This is a genomic window from Pelosinus fermentans JBW45 (genome assembly GCF_000271665.2).
GTDB classification, from domain to species: domain Bacteria; phylum Bacillota; class Negativicutes; order DSM-13327; family DSM-13327; genus Pelosinus; species Pelosinus baikalensis.
Genome location: NZ_CP010978.1, coordinates 1432032 through 1449037, shown reverse-complemented (window position 1 = coordinate 1449037; position 17006 = coordinate 1432032). Strand labels below are relative to the sequence as shown.

At 40.4% G+C, this 17006-nt stretch carries 18 protein-coding genes and 1 tRNA gene; 10 read left to right on the top strand and 9 right to left on the bottom strand.

Annotated features, from left to right (window positions below):
• Window positions 1–32 precede the first annotated feature (32 nt).
• From JBW_RS06005 to JBW_RS05990, 4 genes are all read right to left on the bottom strand, one after another.
• A complete protein-coding gene (locus tag JBW_RS06005; protein ID WP_007957094.1) occupies window positions 33–839 on the bottom strand; it encodes an ABC transporter ATP-binding protein in 807 nt (268 codons plus the stop codon).
• Window positions 836–1840, bottom strand: a complete 1005-nt coding sequence (locus tag JBW_RS06000; protein ID WP_007957096.1) for a FecCD family ABC transporter permease — start codon at window positions 1838–1840, stop codon at window positions 836–838. Before JBW_RS06000 ends, JBW_RS06005 begins: the two co-directional genes overlap by 4 nt.
• Complete coding sequence (locus JBW_RS05995) at window positions 1837–2799, bottom strand: ABC transporter substrate-binding protein (RefSeq protein ID WP_007957098.1); 963 nt, start codon at window positions 2797–2799, stop codon at window positions 1837–1839. The genes JBW_RS06000 and JBW_RS05995 overlap by 4 nt, the downstream gene beginning before the upstream one ends.
• A 263-nt stretch (window positions 2800–3062) precedes the next feature.
• On the bottom strand, window positions 3063–3251 hold the full coding sequence (locus tag JBW_RS05990; protein WP_007957100.1) for a Com family DNA-binding transcriptional regulator: 189 nt from the start codon (window positions 3249–3251) through the stop codon (window positions 3063–3065).
• Window positions 3252–3559: 308 nt separating this feature from the next.
• Between JBW_RS05990 and JBW_RS05985 the strand changes: the two genes are divergently transcribed.
• The 6 genes from JBW_RS05985 to JBW_RS05960 all read left to right on the top strand — a co-directional run bounded on the left by JBW_RS05985 (window position 3560) and on the right by JBW_RS05960 (window position 8726).
• A complete protein-coding gene (locus JBW_RS05985; protein ID WP_007957101.1) occupies window positions 3560–4504 on the top strand; it encodes a helical backbone metal receptor in 945 nt (314 codons plus the stop codon).
• A 671-nt stretch (window positions 4505–5175) separates the two neighbouring features.
• Window positions 5176–6426, top strand: coding sequence for a TolC family protein (locus tag JBW_RS05980; protein WP_007957102.1), 1251 nt, complete (start codon window positions 5176–5178; stop codon window positions 6424–6426).
• Between the two features lie 90 nt (window positions 6427–6516).
• Window positions 6517–7164 (top strand): MotA/TolQ/ExbB proton channel family protein, encoded by a 648-nt coding sequence (locus tag JBW_RS05975; RefSeq protein WP_007957103.1) that lies wholly within the window; start codon window positions 6517–6519, stop codon window positions 7162–7164.
• On the top strand, window positions 7151–7558 hold the full coding sequence (locus JBW_RS05970; RefSeq protein ID WP_007957104.1) for an ExbD/TolR family protein: 408 nt from the start codon (window positions 7151–7153) through the stop codon (window positions 7556–7558). Before JBW_RS05975 ends, JBW_RS05970 begins: the two co-directional genes overlap by 14 nt.
• A gap of 7 nt (window positions 7559–7565) precedes the next feature.
• Window positions 7566–8261 (top strand): energy transducer TonB, encoded by a 696-nt coding sequence (locus JBW_RS05965; protein ID WP_007957105.1) that lies wholly within the window; start codon window positions 7566–7568, stop codon window positions 8259–8261.
• A gap of 246 nt (window positions 8262–8507) precedes the next feature.
• Window positions 8508–8726, top strand: a complete 219-nt coding sequence (locus tag JBW_RS05960) for a hypothetical protein (protein WP_007957106.1) — start codon at window positions 8508–8510, stop codon at window positions 8724–8726.
• 194 nt (window positions 8727–8920) lie between these two features.
• Here JBW_RS05960 and JBW_RS05955 read toward each other — a convergent pair whose 3' ends face one another.
• Window positions 8921–9775: a Cof-type HAD-IIB family hydrolase gene (locus tag JBW_RS05955; RefSeq protein WP_007957107.1), complete on the bottom strand. Its 855-nt coding sequence runs from the start codon at window positions 9773–9775 to the stop codon at window positions 8921–8923.
• Between the two features lie 499 nt (window positions 9776–10274).
• On the opposite strand from JBW_RS05955, the gene JBW_RS05950 reads away from it, so the two are divergent.
• On the top strand, window positions 10275–11009 hold the full coding sequence (locus tag JBW_RS05950; protein WP_007957109.1) for an MIP/aquaporin family protein: 735 nt from the start codon (window positions 10275–10277) through the stop codon (window positions 11007–11009).
• 12 nt (window positions 11010–11021) lie between these two features.
• On the top strand, window positions 11022–11660 hold the full coding sequence (locus tag JBW_RS05945; RefSeq protein WP_007957111.1) for a DUF421 domain-containing protein: 639 nt from the start codon (window positions 11022–11024) through the stop codon (window positions 11658–11660).
• A 34-nt stretch (window positions 11661–11694) separates the two neighbouring features.
• On the opposite strand, the gene JBW_RS05940 is transcribed toward JBW_RS05945, so the two are convergent.
• The gene (locus tag JBW_RS05940) at window positions 11695–11904 is read right to left on the bottom strand and encodes a capping complex subunit for YIEGIA (protein ID WP_007957112.1); all 210 of its coding nucleotides are present in this window, start codon (window positions 11902–11904) and stop codon (window positions 11695–11697) included.
• A gap of 2 nt (window positions 11905–11906) precedes the next feature.
• The gene (locus JBW_RS05935; RefSeq protein ID WP_007957113.1) at window positions 11907–12830 is read right to left on the bottom strand and encodes a YIEGIA domain-containing protein; all 924 of its coding nucleotides are present in this window, start codon (window positions 12828–12830) and stop codon (window positions 11907–11909) included.
• Between the two features lie 193 nt (window positions 12831–13023).
• On the opposite strand from JBW_RS05935, the gene JBW_RS05930 reads away from it, so the two are divergent.
• Window positions 13024–13100: transfer RNA gene (locus JBW_RS05930), tRNA-Arg, on the top strand.
• A 298-nt stretch (window positions 13101–13398) separates the two neighbouring features.
• On the opposite strand, the gene JBW_RS05925 is transcribed toward JBW_RS05930, so the two are convergent.
• Both JBW_RS05925 and JBW_RS05920 read right to left on the bottom strand, forming a co-directional pair.
• On the bottom strand, window positions 13399–14700 hold the full coding sequence (locus JBW_RS05925; RefSeq protein ID WP_007957114.1) for a M18 family aminopeptidase: 1302 nt from the start codon (window positions 14698–14700) through the stop codon (window positions 13399–13401).
• A gap of 366 nt (window positions 14701–15066) precedes the next feature.
• Entirely contained in the window at window positions 15067–15456 is a 390-nt protein-coding gene (locus tag JBW_RS05920; protein WP_007957115.1) for a bacteriohemerythrin, read from the bottom strand.
• Window positions 15457–15670: 214 nt separating this feature from the next.
• Between JBW_RS05920 and JBW_RS05915 the strand changes: the two genes are divergently transcribed.
• Entirely contained in the window at window positions 15671–16993 is a 1323-nt protein-coding gene (locus tag JBW_RS05915; RefSeq protein WP_007957116.1) for an aminotransferase class V-fold PLP-dependent enzyme, read from the top strand.
• The last annotated feature ends 13 nt before the right edge of the window (window positions 16994–17006 follow it).

Below are 17006 nucleotides of genomic sequence, written 5' to 3'. Positions count from 1 at the left end.
GTGCTATTATTCATCATACAGTCAGTGCATAGTCATGCCCCCTGAGTCAAGCAGCTGTCATGAGGAAAACAGACACGATGCGAACTCCCTCCTTGCTCAATCGTCATAATCGTTGTTTCGACTCCGTATAAAGCCCGTAAATTTTCTACAGTAAATACTTCTTCCACTGGCCCATCCGCAAATAGCAGACCGTCTTTGACCGCAATCATACGCTGGCTAAAGCGAGCTGCATGGTTTAAATCATGCAAAACCATAATAACGGTAATCTGCATATCCTGATGCAGTTTGCGAACCAGCTTCATTAATTCCAGCTGGTGATGAATATCCAGATAGGTTGTCGGTTCATCTAATAAAAGCAGGCGAGGTTCCTGGGCCAGGGCCATAGCCAGCCAAGCCCGCTGCCTTTCCCCTCCCGACAAACTGTCCAGCCGCCGGTGCAGCATTTTCCGGATACCAGTGGCTTCCAGTGCCGCTGCCATACACTCTTGATCATCACTGTCCAATTTTTCAAACATTTTTTTATAGGGCATACGCCCATATGCCACCAGATCATAAACTGTCATGTCTCCCGGCGCATGTACTGTCTGAGGCAGTATCGCCATAATTTTAGCTACCTGTCGTGGTTGCAATTGATGAATATCCTTGCCAGCCAGCAAGACGCAGCCAGCCAAAGGAATCAATATTCGGCTTAATGCTTTCAATAAGGTGGATTTCCCTGATCCGTTTGGTCCAATAATTGAGATAATTTCCGGTTTATCGATTACAATATCCATTTCTGGAATGATCACCTTGCTGCCATAGCCAAGTTTAATAGATTGGGCTTCAATGGTATGATTCATCGCTGCATCCCCTTTCGCAGTAAATAAATAAAGAACGGAGCTCCTAAAAAGGCCATAAAGATTCCTACTGGTACTTCCACCGGACTGAATATGGTACGGGCGACAGTATCGGCGGCTACTACAATCGTAGCTCCCAGTACGGCTGCACAGGGCATCAGATACTCAAAATCCGAACCAACCAGCATGCGGGCAATATGGGGGATAATAAGTCCAACAAAGCCTAAGAGACCCGCCACGCTGACTGCCGAAGCTGCCAGCAAGGCTGCCAAAACAACCAGGAAAAATCGCGCTTTTTCCACTCTTATGCCCAAACCTTTGGCAACTTCATCACCTAACTGCAATGCATTTAAATGACGGTAAGAAAGCATAGTCCCTAAAACTCCGACCAAGCTATAAGGCAGAATCATCTGCACATGATTCCAGCTGCGCCCTTGAAATCCCCCAGCCATCCAGTTGACCGTCCCCTGCACTTTATCGGAGTGAAAGACCATAAGAGCACTCATGCCGCCGCCAAAGAAGGCAGCCAGGGCCACGCCGGCTAGGATCAGCCTAAGAGGCTGAATTCCCCGATCCCAGGACAATAAAAATACGATTCCAGCAGCCAGCAGGGCTCCAATGAAAGCAACCGCCGGCACCAATGCCATAAGCCCGGGCCATAAAATCATCACAGACATAGCTGCCAGACCAGCTCCCGCGGATACTCCAATAATTCCAGGATCGGCTAAAGGATTGCGCAGCACCCCTTGCAAGATGCAGCCGGCTAAAGCTAAATTGATCCCGGTTAACGCGCCAACCAATACCCGGGGCACCCTGATATTATAGATAATTTGATAGGCTTCATTGCTGGCCGGAGCAATAAATACATTCCAGATATCATAAGCACTAAAGGGTACAGCTCCCACTCTGATCCCCCAAAACAAGGCCGCCACTAGCGCAACCAGCCCAGTTATACTGATCCCCGTTCGCCAAGTCCCACGAGGATCGATTGCGACTTCTCTCATTGCTTCGTCACCTCCGGATATAAAAACCCAGCTAAAACAGTCAATGCTTCACCCACCTGCGTACCAGGATTTACAGCAAATAAACGATAGGGCAACTGATGAACTTGATTGGATTTGACAGCATTTAGTCCCCGCCATGCAGGATGATTAGACAATTCATTGCGAAATTTCTCATTGATTTTTTCATCGGAACTATGGGTAATCAAAAAAATCATATCCGGATTTTGCTTCGCAACATATTCCATGCTTAATGGTACATAGCCCATATGTCCACTGCCGTCATCTCCCTGGTCAGCAATATTAACCGCCCCCAGACGTTTCAGCAAATCTCCGCTAAAGCTGCGGGATGTTGCCATATTGAAGCTTTCCGGAGATCCCCATACAACTACTACTTTAGGGGCCACACGATCTTTATTATGATTCATTATCTCTTCGTAGCGGGACTGAATCTGGTTGATTTGTACGTCTGCCTGATCCGGTTTTCCCGTTAGTTCTCCATAAAAACGCAGTGTGTCGATAATTTGTTGATAGTTATCAAGGGATTGCAGCAGAATGGGAATGCCCGCTTTATCTAACACTGGAATCAAATTATGATGAAATGGCATGTTAACTCCTAAAATCAAATCAGGTTTTAACCCAATAATCTGTTCAATATTAGGATTGGGAGTAACGCCAACAGTCGGGATCTGCTGGACAGCATCCTTAACAGCCTGTGGCAAAGCCTCTGTAGCGGGGCGTCCAACTACCTTCCCGCCGACTGCATAGAATAGTTCCAGATTAGAAGCATTCAAAACAATCACCCGCTGGGGCTGACGGGGGATTTCCACCTGTCTGCCAGCACTGTCAGTTACACTATAGCGAGTTGACTGATTTACCACTGGTTCTGACTGTCCTCTAAACAAGAAAAATCCACTGACAGCCAATAATAAAACGATTATTCCAATTGTCATTCTATTCATCTTCGCACCTCACTTCTTGATTTTCACGAGCCATAGGCTCTTAATATCTCGGGTCTATTAAAATAAATGAAAGCTCCGTGCGTATTACTACTGGCACGGAGCTCTTGGCTCTCTAATCGGTTATTTTGCTAACCATTTGTATTGTATTGTATTGTTTAGTACAGAACCACCAAATGCTATTATTGTTCTATAGTATATTGATAACAATTATCAAAGTCAATATCTTTTTTGAGAATATAACAATGTTTTCACGAAACTCCAGCTTACTTGTTGCAAACGTTCATTCTGGTTTCTTGCTTACAATCGCCTATATACTGAATTTCGCCACACCGTGAGCACTTAATCTCCATATCTTCAACGATTCCACGAAATAATAAGCGATTACATTGACCACAACGTACTTCTGGCCATTTTGGTTTTGCATACCGCAATTCTTTATCCTTTATCTCCATGTGCATCACTCCAAATTATACGATCTAAAAATCACCTGCCATAGTGGTGTGGCATGATCTTTTCCCCCATAGTAAGATAAGGGAGTATTTACCTTTACTATTTAGTATATTGATAACCATTATCAAAGTCAATTTATTTTTATAAAAATATATATTTGAATTGACAAAATTATATCCATTTTCTATAATGATAATAATAATCATTATAGAAAATATAAAACAAAGAGAGCCCAGAGCTCCGTGATGAAATTGTATTTCGCACGGGGTTTTTTATTTATATATTAATTTGCTGTTAATGGAGGAATATCATGAAAATACGTCATAACATGATAAATAACACTGGTTCAAATGAATGCCGTTGTTCAAAATGCAACAGGCTCTTATTCAAAGGTCAGGTAAAGTATATTGAAATCCAGTGTCCGAAATGCAGTTTAATACAAACCATTAAAAAGGGTAGATCGTTGCGGCTTATTGCTCTTAACGCTTCTAATGTTGATTTATATTATGCCGTTGGCGGAGAATTAGTCGGTCGCCCCAGTACTATGGCACTGTCATCGGATCTGATGGAAAAAATTAAAGACGTGCCATCTGTAGGCGAGACACCAACTCCCAACATTGATCAGATTATCGCTTTAAAACCCGACTTAGTTTTGACTACTGATATTCATTTGCGTCAGCCAATCCTTGCCTCATTAGAAAAAGCGGGTATTTTAGTATACCTTCAAAGATTAAATAATTACCAGCAGATTAGCCAAACCCTGCGCTTTTATGGTGAATTGACAGATCATTCGCGGCAAGCTTATCAGGTGATTCATCGTTTGGATAGCAAATTGCAGCAGGTCCAAGCGAAAAGCAAAAATAAACCCTCACCAAAAGTCCTCGTTGTCTGGGGATCTGCCGAAAGTTTTCATATGGCACTGCCAAACAGTTTTATCGGCGATCTTCTCTGCCGCCTCAATGCAATGAATGTTGTCCAAAGCGTAGGCGGTGGCAATGCCATGGGATATGCTCCCCTCAGTCTTGATATTGCGATCCAGACCAATCCAGACCTGATCTTGCTAATTACCCATAGCTATGACACTAAGGTCAGTGACCAAATTCGCAATGAATTGGCACTTCACCCTAGCTGGAGAAAGTTAAAAGCCGTACAGGAAAATCGGGTCTACCAGCTGCCATATTGCCTGTTTGCTGTTAATCCCGGCAGTCGAGTAGATGAAGCCATCGACTATCTGTCCAATTTATTTTATCAATAAGTAATAACTGACAGGGCTTCATTGAATGAACTTACTGCAACCCAGCCGGGTAAAACGAACCCGAAGCTAGTAATAAAAACTTAAATTTGCAAAATGCTTCTATATAAAAGAGCAGCAATCGGTCATACCTTTTGGATCACGGAGTGAAAAACAAATCGTCATACTAACAGTGCACTAGTATATGGATACTATTTCAAGTTGTATACTAACCCAAATTGATTTAAAAATACTCCTTTTTAACAAAATAATTACTACTTAAACAGCTTCAAATATGAGATTGTTTCTCATGTTATGGCAATTGCAACTATTTTTTTGACCTCTTATAATTAGGCACTATAGTGATTGACATATATTAAAACTTCTTGCTATAATGGTTCTCAACACAAGTTAAATATCACTACAGGAAATGTGTCCTTAACTCGTGCTTACAATTTGCCATCTAGATGTATCGAGAATGATTATTTATATCAAATATCATTCTTGTTACATCTAACAATTTTTTAAAAAACGAAAAAGGAGTTGAATTAGAAGATTGTGTCGGCGGATACACCGCTGATAAGTGCAAATACGCTCCACTTTAAATTCAATCTTTGGCATGTTTGATCCCCTGCTAGCTATGCCATACCCCTCAAGTACTGGTGGCATACTAAAATGTAAGGAGACAGCAATATATGAACTTTCGTCGGACTTTTTTCTGTGCCGGCATCACTCTTTTTTGCTGGAGCGCACCAAACTGGGGCTATACCGCCCCTCTTGCCCTCACCCTTCCTGAGAGCATACACTTGGCGCTAACCCGCAGTCATGCAGTAAAAATAGCGGAGTTAGATGCAGCCAAAGCCTCCTTGGAAATTAAGAAAAATAAGTCTACTTATTGGCCTACCGTCAGTATAACTCATGAGCAGACCCAAATTGAAAAATCACCTAAACCAGAATACGGCAACTACTTGACAGCCAAACTTCCTTTGTCTGATGGAGGTAGAACCAAAAACTTGGTGATGCAGTCACAAGAGTTTTATGAAGGAGTTACTGATAATCTGGAACATACCAAGCAACAGGTAACTGCCAATACGATGCTGGCTTATTCTAATGCATTGCAAGCTAAGAGCTGTGAAGATCTAGCGAGCCTGGCTGTAGAAAACCTGACCCAGCATTTGGCACAAGTCAAACTTCAGGATGCGACAAAAAACGACTTTAAAAGGAATGTGCAGCGAACTGAAGCTAAACTGGCGCAAGCCCGGCAAAATTACATTCGTATACATAATGAGCGCCAGTTGGTCACTAGCCAGCTAACAAGCCTTCTGCAGCTTAAGCCAGATCAGGAATTGACTTTGTCGGAAATACCGGGACAGTCTGCCCCTGAAACATTGGATCTTGCCATCCAGACCGCACTACATCAGCGCAATGATTTAAAGCAAGCCCGCAAAGAGCAGACCGTAGCCCAATGGGGTATAAAAGTCGCTGCCAGCAACAAGCGTCCTAGTGTTTACTTACTCTTTGTCGCCAGTGACCTGTGGCTGCCAGAGCAGTATTGGTACACAACTGTTAGTGTGTCAACTAATTTGTTTGATGCTGGCCTGGCTAACATACAAGTCCGCCAGGCCACTTTAGAAGAAGCTAAATCACAAGAATACCTGGAACAGAAAATTGAGAAAATCACTCAAGAAACCAGAGAAGCCTTCTATTACTTTCAACAAGCTGACACTGTGATGAAGGAAACTGCTCAATGCCTTGGTAAAGCCGCAGAGGATTATGAAACCGCTATTGCGGAGTTCAAATCCGGGAAAACTAACAATGAGGATCTTCTAAATTCCTATAGCACACTGGCCGAAGCTAAAGCCAATAATGTGAATGCCCTTTACGATTACCACAAATGCCAGGTAAATCTACTGCGAGCTACTGGTATGCTGCCTGTTTCATGGTAAGCAGTCTTACGCTGCTACTTTGCTTTTGCAATACATTTTTTACTGCTAAAAAAATACCCACAAAAATTATTTATAAGGAGCTAATATAATATGGAATTTTTAAATCATTCAATAGATTTGTTTCACAAGGGCGGTCCTGTCATGTATCTTTTAGCGATCTGCTCGCTATTCGTGGTGGCAATTGCCGTCGAGCGCGTTTTGTACTACAAAAATACATTTGCTAATACACAGGCTTTTCATCAGGCACTACAACCTTTATTGGAAAAGCAGCGTTTGAATGATGCCATTCAATTATGTGAGCAAAAGCCACATACACTCTCAAGAGTAACCCTAGCCGGGCTTTTGGCTTCTCAACGAAATGGTCAAGTAGAAAATGCTTTGGAAAGTAGTGCCACGTTGGCAGCTGATCGTCTGCGAGACCGCCTAGATGATCTGAGCACGATAGTTACTCTAGCCCCACTGCTTGGACTATTAGGAACTGTTATCGGCATGATCAATTCCTTTAGCGTGTTCAACGTACAATCTGGACAGCCCATGGCCATTACAGGCGGTGTCGGGGAAGCACTTGTTGCCACTGCAACAGGTCTTAGTGTTGCTACTTTGGCTCTTGTTTCCCACAGCTACTTTTCTCGAAGAGTCAACCGTATGATCAGTGATATTGAGCAAACAGCCGCATTAGTCATCAGCTATATGCCATTTAAAAAAGCAGCACGGAGAGAAACACATGAGATTGCGTAGTTTACGAGTAGATAATCAACCACAATTGATGATTATCCCTATGATTGATATTATCTTCTTTTTATTAGTGTTTTTTATGATGAGTACTCTGTATATGGTAGAGCAGCACACCATTCCAGTGAATCTGCCCCAGGCAGCATCTGTTCAGCAGGATAAACCCAGCAGTATAAACATTACAGTCCTGGATAATGGCAGTGTAATGTTTAATCAGGAAGAAATACCGCTAAACTTGCTAGCTAAACGAGTCAGTCTAGAACTGGGAAAACAGCCGGATAATGTTTTTGTCTTAAGAGGCGATAAACAAGTACCATACGGTCAAGTAATCGCTGTTCTGGATGAACTAAAGTTAGCCGGAGCTCACCGAGTATCGATAGCGGCAGAGAAAGTGAGGTAACTCATCTATGTCCTATGCATTTCATTGGCGTAAAGCCATGGCTGTATCTTTTTTCCTTCATATTATCCTCTTAGTGACGGCAGGCTATATCGCTTCTGGATTTACAGCTGCCTTGCCAATACAAGAAGAGGTCATTCTGGAAATGGATTTAATGAGTGACCCGGCAGATCGAGCTGGAAATAGCCCATCTCTACCGGAGCTCCATCAGGATATACCAAAACCAATTCCAACGGAAGCAACGCCAGTAGAACAAATCCAAACAAGTACTCCAGTTGTCAAGGCAGAGCCTGTTGTTACAGCCAGCGATTTAACCATGACGGAGGCTGAAGCACCAAGTTCCTCCTCTTCATCATCATCTAGTGAAGCTAGCAGTTCTAGTAGCTCTGCAGCGTCTGCTGCGGTAAGCGGCGGTGGTTCACGCAGCGGTATTGCCGCACCAGGTATCTTATCGAAAGTAGATCCCTCCTACCCATCAGATGCCAGACAGGCTGGTTTGGAAGGTACTGCGGTGCTACGAGTACAGATTTTAGCAAATGGTCGTCCCGGTGAAATTTCTGTAAGCCGCTCTACTGGTCATTCATCCTTGGATGATGCAGCCGTAGCTGCAGTAGCAAAATGGAGATTCGTGCCGGCCAAGGATCGGGATAGTGGCAAAACAGTAGCATGTTATACATCATTGCCAGTATCCTTTCGCTTGAAGTAAAAAAGCATCATAGAAATCATGGATTTTACATGAAAGCACAGAGCACACTAAGGTTATCAACTCCCTTTAGTGTGCTCTGTGCTTTTTATGTATATTTTCTTCTTTCTCTACCTTTTTTATATCTTACATCATACTATACTGTAACTAAAGCTTTAACATTTTCTTGTTATAATTTTCAAAATATTCAGCTTAATGCCTAGACTACGCTTATTCAGAGTGATATAATAAAACCAAGGAGATGATAATATGTTTGATAACTATCCATCAGCTTATTTATTACTATTATCCTCAACAATCTTCTTAGGAATTTATCTTATTGCACCAATTGTTGGATCATGGCATATGTTTTGTTCCATCGCAGTGGATGTCCTTAAATTTTCAGGTACTATTGTCTGTATGTTTTTCTTACTTTGTGCAGTAATCGAAGCTGCTCATAATCTGTTCTTAAAGAATCGTCATCATTAAATGGGTGCTGTAGTATGGTTGTTTATCTTATAAAGCCTCGCTAATTCTTTATTAGAATTTTGCAAGGCTTTTATTTTATGATTAGAGCAATATACGATCTATTGCTGATAAATTATAAAATAAAACTTAAATTAATTGAACCACAAATACGCAAAGGACTTTATTTTTGCGTCTTTGTGGTTATAAGATAATACTTAGCCCAGAAGCTTGTGTATCATATAGGCTACCCCCTTATCGTCATTCGAAAGAGATACATACTTACAGATTTTTTTGACGTCGTCTTCCGCATTTTCAACTGCTACACTAAAACCAACTCTTTGCAGCATAGAAATGTCATTATAGTTATCACCAAATGCCATTACATGATCTAACGAAATATCTAAATGTGCTATCAAAGTCTCTAATGCATTACCTTTGGATGCAGAGGGATGAATCATTTCAAAAATATCCTTGCCCGCTATGGTCATTGACATACCTGTGTAATTACTAAAATACTCCCTCCCATGACGCAACTTGTCATCATCTAAAGTAATCGCTGAAATATTACCAAAAACAAAATCTTGCTCTAGTACTTCATTAAAATTATTGACAAACACTGCACTATCTAAGGTTAGAAAAACATCGATTCCTTCCTTAAGCTTCTCAGGTGTCATCTTCCTGACATGGTTAATTGCATTTTCATAATCACGGGTTAAGATAGTATGCGCATTAGCTGGCATGTATACGAAATGATCCGTACATAATGTATAGAAATACTTACGATAGCTAAGCCAATCAAGAGCTTCTCTTACGTGATCTTTATCCAAACCAATCGCTTTTATCTGATTTCCATTTTTATTATACACAAATGCACCATTATTTGATATTACGTGAGGTTTAAGGCCCGCCCGTTGGCATAGCGCCAAGACATTTCCATAATTTCTGCCTGTTGCAATCGCAATTTCCATTCCTTTGCTTTGAGCCGCCTTAAGCGCCGCAACATTTTCTTCAATGACCTCATGATTCGAATCCAGAAAAGTGCCATCTAAATCCGATACGATTAGTTTCATAATTATCACCTACACTAGAAATGAGTTAGAAGCGCATGTGCGCTTCATAATAATAGACTCTTTGCATCATTATATCCTAATGTATCACAATCCTCAATTGCAATAAGGTAAACTGTATTAGTACAGTTTTATAAAAAGCAGAACAGTTACTACAAGAGTAAAGCATCTTTTTCATCAAAGCCGATCATGGGATTCAAAGCTACTTCCCATAAATGACCATCAGGATCGGAGAAGTAACCGCTATAACCACCCCAGAAAACATTCTGGGCTTTTTTTATGAGTTTAATTTTTGTCGCACAAAAACACCTCCGCCAACATTGTTCTAGAAAATTATTATCCTACACTTTAAACTACTTGTCTACCAGCGCTCCAACAATAAGTATGATCTTTCTCTGCCAAAGATAAATACTTACTCTGTATAGCAAATAAAGTAATGCGTATATTAATACTGTATCTGCAGATTACTAAAAAAACTATCACATCATCTCAAGGAGGAAATATGACAAATTTATTTGGCGAGTTTTTTGGTACTTTAGTGCTAATTTCTTTTGGTTGTGGCGTGAATGCAAATCTTACCTTAGAGAAGTCTTACGCCAAAGGAGCTGGCTGGATTTGTACTACTGCAGGGTGGGCTTTCGGCGTTATGATTGGTGCTTTTGCTGCTATTTCCCTGGGTGCCCCTCAGGCTGATTTGAATCCCGCTGTTACTCTTTTCAAAACCTTTGCAGGTACATACACCTTTGCTCAGGCTATTCCTACCATGTTTGTTCAAATACTTGGCGGCATTGCAGGTGGCACTATCACTTGGTTAATGTATCTTCCTCACTGGGGAGCCACGGATAGCAAAGAAGGTAAGCTAAGCGTATTCTCCACGGGCCCTGCTATCAACAGCCCTATGGCAAACCTGCTTTGTGAACTATTAGCAACTGCTTTCTTATTGATCGCATTTTTTACCATTGCTAGTAAAGCCGTCCAAGGCAATCCAGGCTTCGGTACTGGTCTTAATATCTATATCATTGCGATGGTAATATGGGGAATCGGTCTGAGTATGGGCGGAACCACGGGTTACGCGATCAATCCTGCCCGTGATTTAGGTCCTCGCATTGCTCATGCGATCTTGCCTATCGCTGGTAAAGGCAGCTCAAACTGGGGATATGCTTGGATTCCTATCGTTGGACCCATGCTTGGTGCCTGCTTAGCCTTTCTATTTTGCAGAGCTACAAATTTAGTTTAGGTGATGTAAAAAGTGGGTACTCTTGATTTCTCCCTTATTTGGAAAACCTTGCTTACGATACTTTACGGCACACTTATTTTACGCATTGCAGGACGCAAATCCCTAGCCCAAATGACCGTAGCACAAACGGTAGTCATGTTAGCAGTGGGTACCGTTCTAATTGAACCCCTTGTAGGAGCTGAACTAATCGATACATTTGTGCTAGTTGCAGTTGCCGTGTTTACTCTGATCGCAATTGAGTACTCTGAAATCAGATTTCCATTCTTAAAGAAAATTTTTACTGGACATCCTGTAGTGCTCATTGAAAATGGAGAGATGAAACGAGAAAGGCTCAAACAAGTTCGAATGACAATTCAACAACTAGAAATGGAACTTCGTCAAGCAAGTATTTCTAAAGTATCTGATGTAAAATGGGGAACCATTGAACCCAATGGACGATTTGGATTTATACTCAAGGATGAATTACAACCTGTTGACCGCTGGGAATTTGAACGCTTGCTGGATCGGTTGGCAAACATCGAAAGATCTATAACAAATCATTCCAATGGAGCTTTCGATGCCCCTCCTCCAGCACCTATTGGAAATGAAATAAAAGATTCCCACTCGGAAGAAGATGTTTTTAAAAAGCTAGTCTGCGAAGTTAAAAAATAGTGCAGCATAAATCTATTTTATGCTGTACTATTTTTTAACTTTTAAGAATCAAATAGATCCCATTACTCAATTGTGTTACATCCCCTTTGACTGTCTTTGCTATCTCAAGTGTTAGCTTTTGCTGCTCTTCTTCATCCTTAGCCTCAAGGACGAATGCTTCACCTGCACTTAGTATTTTATGATTTGAGAGAGTAACTGCAGCAATGATTGCTGCTGTCTGCCTTTGTGTACTTTCATTCCCCATGTTTACTCCTCCACCGCTTTTGATCGTAATACGGCATGACTCTTTTTAACGGATTCTAATAATGGTGTATTCTTAACAACGTCAATCAGTTTCTCAAAATCTCTAACGATAGGCACAAATAATATGATGATTTTTCCCGTTTCATAGTCTTTTCTTGTGAAGTTGTATCGCTTAGCCCCAAGTGTTCGGGTCGCTTCAAAAAGAATTGCCTTTCGCTGCCCAAAATTATGAAGTGCAATAGCAGAATGCTTCTGGTTGGGTTCAATGATAACCGCTACCCCTTCCTTCGCAATCATCTTCTGAGCGTTCTGAGTTCCAGCAAGATTAGTTACGAAGGTACCTTCTACAGAAACTTCGCAGCCTTCTACTTTTATATCGGCAAGACGCACGGCTGCAACATCCCCGACACTTTTCCCCTTGGAAAATCTACTAATCACCTGATAAACAATACATCCGGCAAGAATCCCTGCCACCACCTGATACATTATACCGATGTGCAGTGCAGCAACGATCTCCATAGAAGCAGCCGTAGTTAGGGAAACAACCAATGCAAAATAATTTCTTGCTTCGAAAGTCTTGGCGATTCCATCTATGTACGCATTCCCACGAGGAGTGTATTCGGTCTCCTCCAAATCTTTTAAGCTCTCTCTTTCCGTCTTTCTAACATCACGAAAATTCTGAACAGCCAATGCAAGAAAAGTGACCGCCGTGTAATTGTTCGACTTGATAGCTGGGATGGCAACGGCTCCAATGGATGCGGCTACAAATGCCAGCACTACATGAATGAGAACTCCATTGGGGTAGGAAGGATATTGTTTATAATCGACTTTTAGTACAAGCAGCCTTGCCATCGTTCCCATTGCGATTGCGATAATGATTAACCACAAATCTTCAGTAGATATAACCATCGGCCCGCGTCCATCCATTATATCGCCTCACTTTCATATTTCATCTGGTAATTCATCGCCAAAACCGTACTTTAATCAGTCTATCTTTAAGAAATCAGATGCACAGTAATTATTATTTCTTTGATCCAATAAAAAAATCCGCAATTTAATATTACTAATAAAATTTGACATTTCAGCTATCATCCGATAGAATGGATTATATGACTTAAATGGCTCCGTAGCTCAGCTGGATAGAGCACTTGACTTCGAATCAATAGGTCGGGGGTTCGAATCCCTCCGGGGTCACCATGAAAATCAAGCCTTCGCAAAGCTTTGCGGAGGCTTTTCTTATGTCAACTTATGCAGTTGCTTTGAAACATAGCTGCCTATTATTTCTCCCGGACACAATCGTACCCGTTTTCTTTTTACCCATTTACAGCCCTGCAGATTAATCCCAAATAAAATAACAAAGGATGCCTATCCTTCTCTTGTAGTAAGTGATAGGCATCTTTTCTATTTATATGCTCCGTGTCCCTTATTTGATCACGAAGAATAAGTCAAGATATTCTGATTATCAGAACACATCAGCGTCCTTCTTATTGCTTCCTTACAACTTATAAAATTCTTCAAAAGATGCTGTTACATAGGTATGATCTAAGACCCCTCCCAATTCCCTGACAGAATGCATAGCAAGTATAGGAGTTCCCATATCTACAGAGCGTATAGCTAAATGAGTCGATGAAATAGGACCGATGGTAGAGCCGCCTGCTAAGTCAGAGCGATTAACAAATTTTTGTACAGGTACACCTGCTTTTTTACATATTTCTTCGTAAACTGCATCAGAATTACTATCGGTAGTGTAGCTTTGCTTGGCACTAATTTTAATCACGGGTCCTTTATTTAAAATAGGTCTATTTACAGGATCATGCTTTTCCCCCATATTGGGATGTACAGCATGGGCAAGGTCTGCAGAAATCATAAAAGATTTTGCCAGTGATCGAAAAAACTCTTCTCGTCCTTTGCCCTGGGAAATAAGAATCCGCTCTAAGACAGTAGAAAGAAATGGTGAATCTCCTCCCTGCTTGGTTCTACTGCCTATTTCTTCATTATCAAAGGCAATCAGTACATTTGTTGATTGTGTTGCCGTGACTCTTAAGAGTGCCTCCAGACCTGCATGAACCATCGCTAAATCATCTAATCTTCCTGAAGATATAAACTCATTAGTAAGACCAATAATACTGCCCTTTTCGTATTCATAAAGGTATAAATCAAAGTCGATAATACTTGATACATCTACCTTTAACTCTTTTGCAATCTCATTGAGCAGATAATTTCCCGCTTCTAACCTTTCATTTACATGAGCCAACAGTGGCAGTGTATCTCTTTGGGGGTTTAGTTCTATACCTTTATTAATTTCTCTGTTCATATGTATTGCAAGGTTTGGAATAATAAGGATCGGTCTTTTTATATTTACAAGCTTAGTTTCTGGATATAAGATATTTTCACTTCTTACCGTAATTCTTCCCGCTACCCCTAATGGCCGATCCAGCCAGGTGTTTAGTATAGGGCCGCCATACACTTCTGTATTGAGTCTGATATAGTTTCCTTCACTAATCATCTCCGGTGCAGGCTTAATTCTAAAAGTGGGTGAATCGGTGTGCGCTCCTATAATTTTAAAACCCGACTCTTCCAGATTTCCAATTCCTAAAATAAAAGCAGCAATTGCAGAATCATTCTTAGTTACAAAATATTTACCACCTTTTTTAAGATTCCACGTTTCATCTTCTCGAACTTCTATAAAACCGCAATGATGCAGGCGCTTTTTTACTGTATCCACAGCATGAAAAGCCGTTGGACTTTCATAAATAAAGTCAATAAGCTCCTGGGCAAACTCTAGTTCTTCTATCATTTTCATAAACCTCCCAATCCATTTATAGAACTAATTTACAGATAACAGTTCGATACCTATTACCTGTATTTACCATCAAAAGATAAAAATCCTGCAAATTGCTTTTTAGTCTTGACAGCAATCTTAACTGAATTAGGAGTACCTCCTGAACATAGGATTTATGGGTCTGCCGCCTTAGGTTCCCCCGAAAGAAGTACTCCTAAACCTGCGCCAAGAAAAGCCGGTACAATTACAATTGTAAAATAAAGATAACCGAACCACAAAGACGCAAAGGACACAAAGGGTTTATTTATGCTTTCTGATTTTCGCAAAAAATTCCTAGGAGGGCTTTGTTCTCCTAGGAATACTTTTTTATGTGAAAAATGATTAGGCCACGATTAATTTATCTTCTTTCATAATGTGTTCCATAAGCCAAACGCATACAAAATCTAATATACCTAGTAAATATTCATTATGTCCGTTATCAATTTTATTTACGTCGATATTTTCCATTTTATCTAAAAAATCAGTATGAGCAACTTTGTGGGAAAGAAACTTTTTATAGCCAATACTTTTCATGTACTCTTCTTCGTCTTTAAAGTGATCTACTGTATAGTTTTTTAACTCATCAATGATTTCCATGATATGATCATATTTATCCAAGATCATTTCATTTTTCAAAAGTTCATAAATTCGATTTGCTATTCTAAATAGCTCTTTGTGCTGTTCATCAATGGATTCTACTCCCAGGCTATATTTAGCTTCCCATTTTACCATGGCTTGTTACAGTCTCCTTTACATCTTATCGTTTTTTACGTTAAGACATTATTCTTTCTTTTCTTTCATTTTCCTCTATTCTCCAGCAAATTTCTCACTTTTCTTTTAGTTTTTATCTACGCTCTTGTGTAAAATCTCTTGGATTATGCATAGAATAACATATAGTGTAAATACTTTATGAAGAGTATCCAATATCAAGATTGGAGGACACAATATGATACTACACTCAAATCTTAGAAATCTAGTAGTCGGAGTAGAAGAAAAAGTGCCCTTAATCAACGGCAGCAGCGTTACTTACATTAATTTTGATAATGCAGCAACCACTCCCCCTCTGCATGCAGTCATGGACGAAATAATTAATTTTGCCCCCTGGTATTCATCCATTCACCGCGGTACAGGTTACAAATCCCTGCTTTCATCTGATATCTATGAAGAAGGAAGAGACGTGATTAAAAGCTTCGTAAATGCAGATCAGAGAGATGTTGTTATTTATACAAAAAATACCACTGAGTCTATTAATTTACTGTCTTATGTTTTAGCAGAAAATGATGATAAACAGGTCATCCTCGCTTCCGATATGGAGCATTTAGCGAATGATTTACCGTGGAGAGATAGATTTACTATTGATTATGTAACTATCGATAAAAACGGCATGTTTTCTTTAGAAGATTTAGAAATGAAATTAAAAAATTATAGAGGAAGAGTAAAAACAGTCGCCATTGCTGGAGCCTCCAATGTAACTGGCTATAAAAATCCAATTCATAAAATCGCCAGATTAGCTCATCAGCATGGCGCAAAAATTCTTGTTGATGGAGCACAATTGGCACCTCATGCCCCTATTGACATGAAAGACTATGATTCTCCAGAACACATCGATTATCTAGTATTCTCTGCCCATAAAATGTATGCACCCTTTGGCATTGGAGTTCTCATTGGTCCACAGGAAACCTTCGAAAGACAAGAGCCTTTTTGTAAAGGCGGCGGTGCAGTAGAATTAGTTTCACATCAATTTATCGAATGGTCTCTTTCCCCTCATAAAGAGGAGGCAGGCACTCCTAATGTTATGGGTGTAGTAGCATTAACAGCGGCAATTAGGACCTTAATGTCGATTGGCATGAATGTCATTGATCAATACGAACAAGAGCTGATCCACTATACCATTCACAAATTAACATCCATTCCTGATCTAAGATTATATTGCTGTGCTGAAAAGAATGAAGATCGACTAGGCATCATTTCTTTTGATCTTCCAGGTGTCCATCATGAATTGTTAGCAAAGATGCTCTCTTATGAAGGGGGTATCGCTGTAAGAAGCGGCCTATTCTGTGCTCATCCCTATGTTGAAAAGCTTTTAGGTCTAACCCCCAACAAGTTAACCTATTATCAACAGCAACCTGAAGTTCCTTTTCCTGGATTAGTACGGCTAAGTCTAGGATTCTATAATAATAGCAATGAAATTGATCTCTTCATTGATTTATTAAGTGAAATTGCCCAAAATAAACAGGCATACAAAGAAAAATATCAATCTGAATGTTAGACTGCTTACTTAA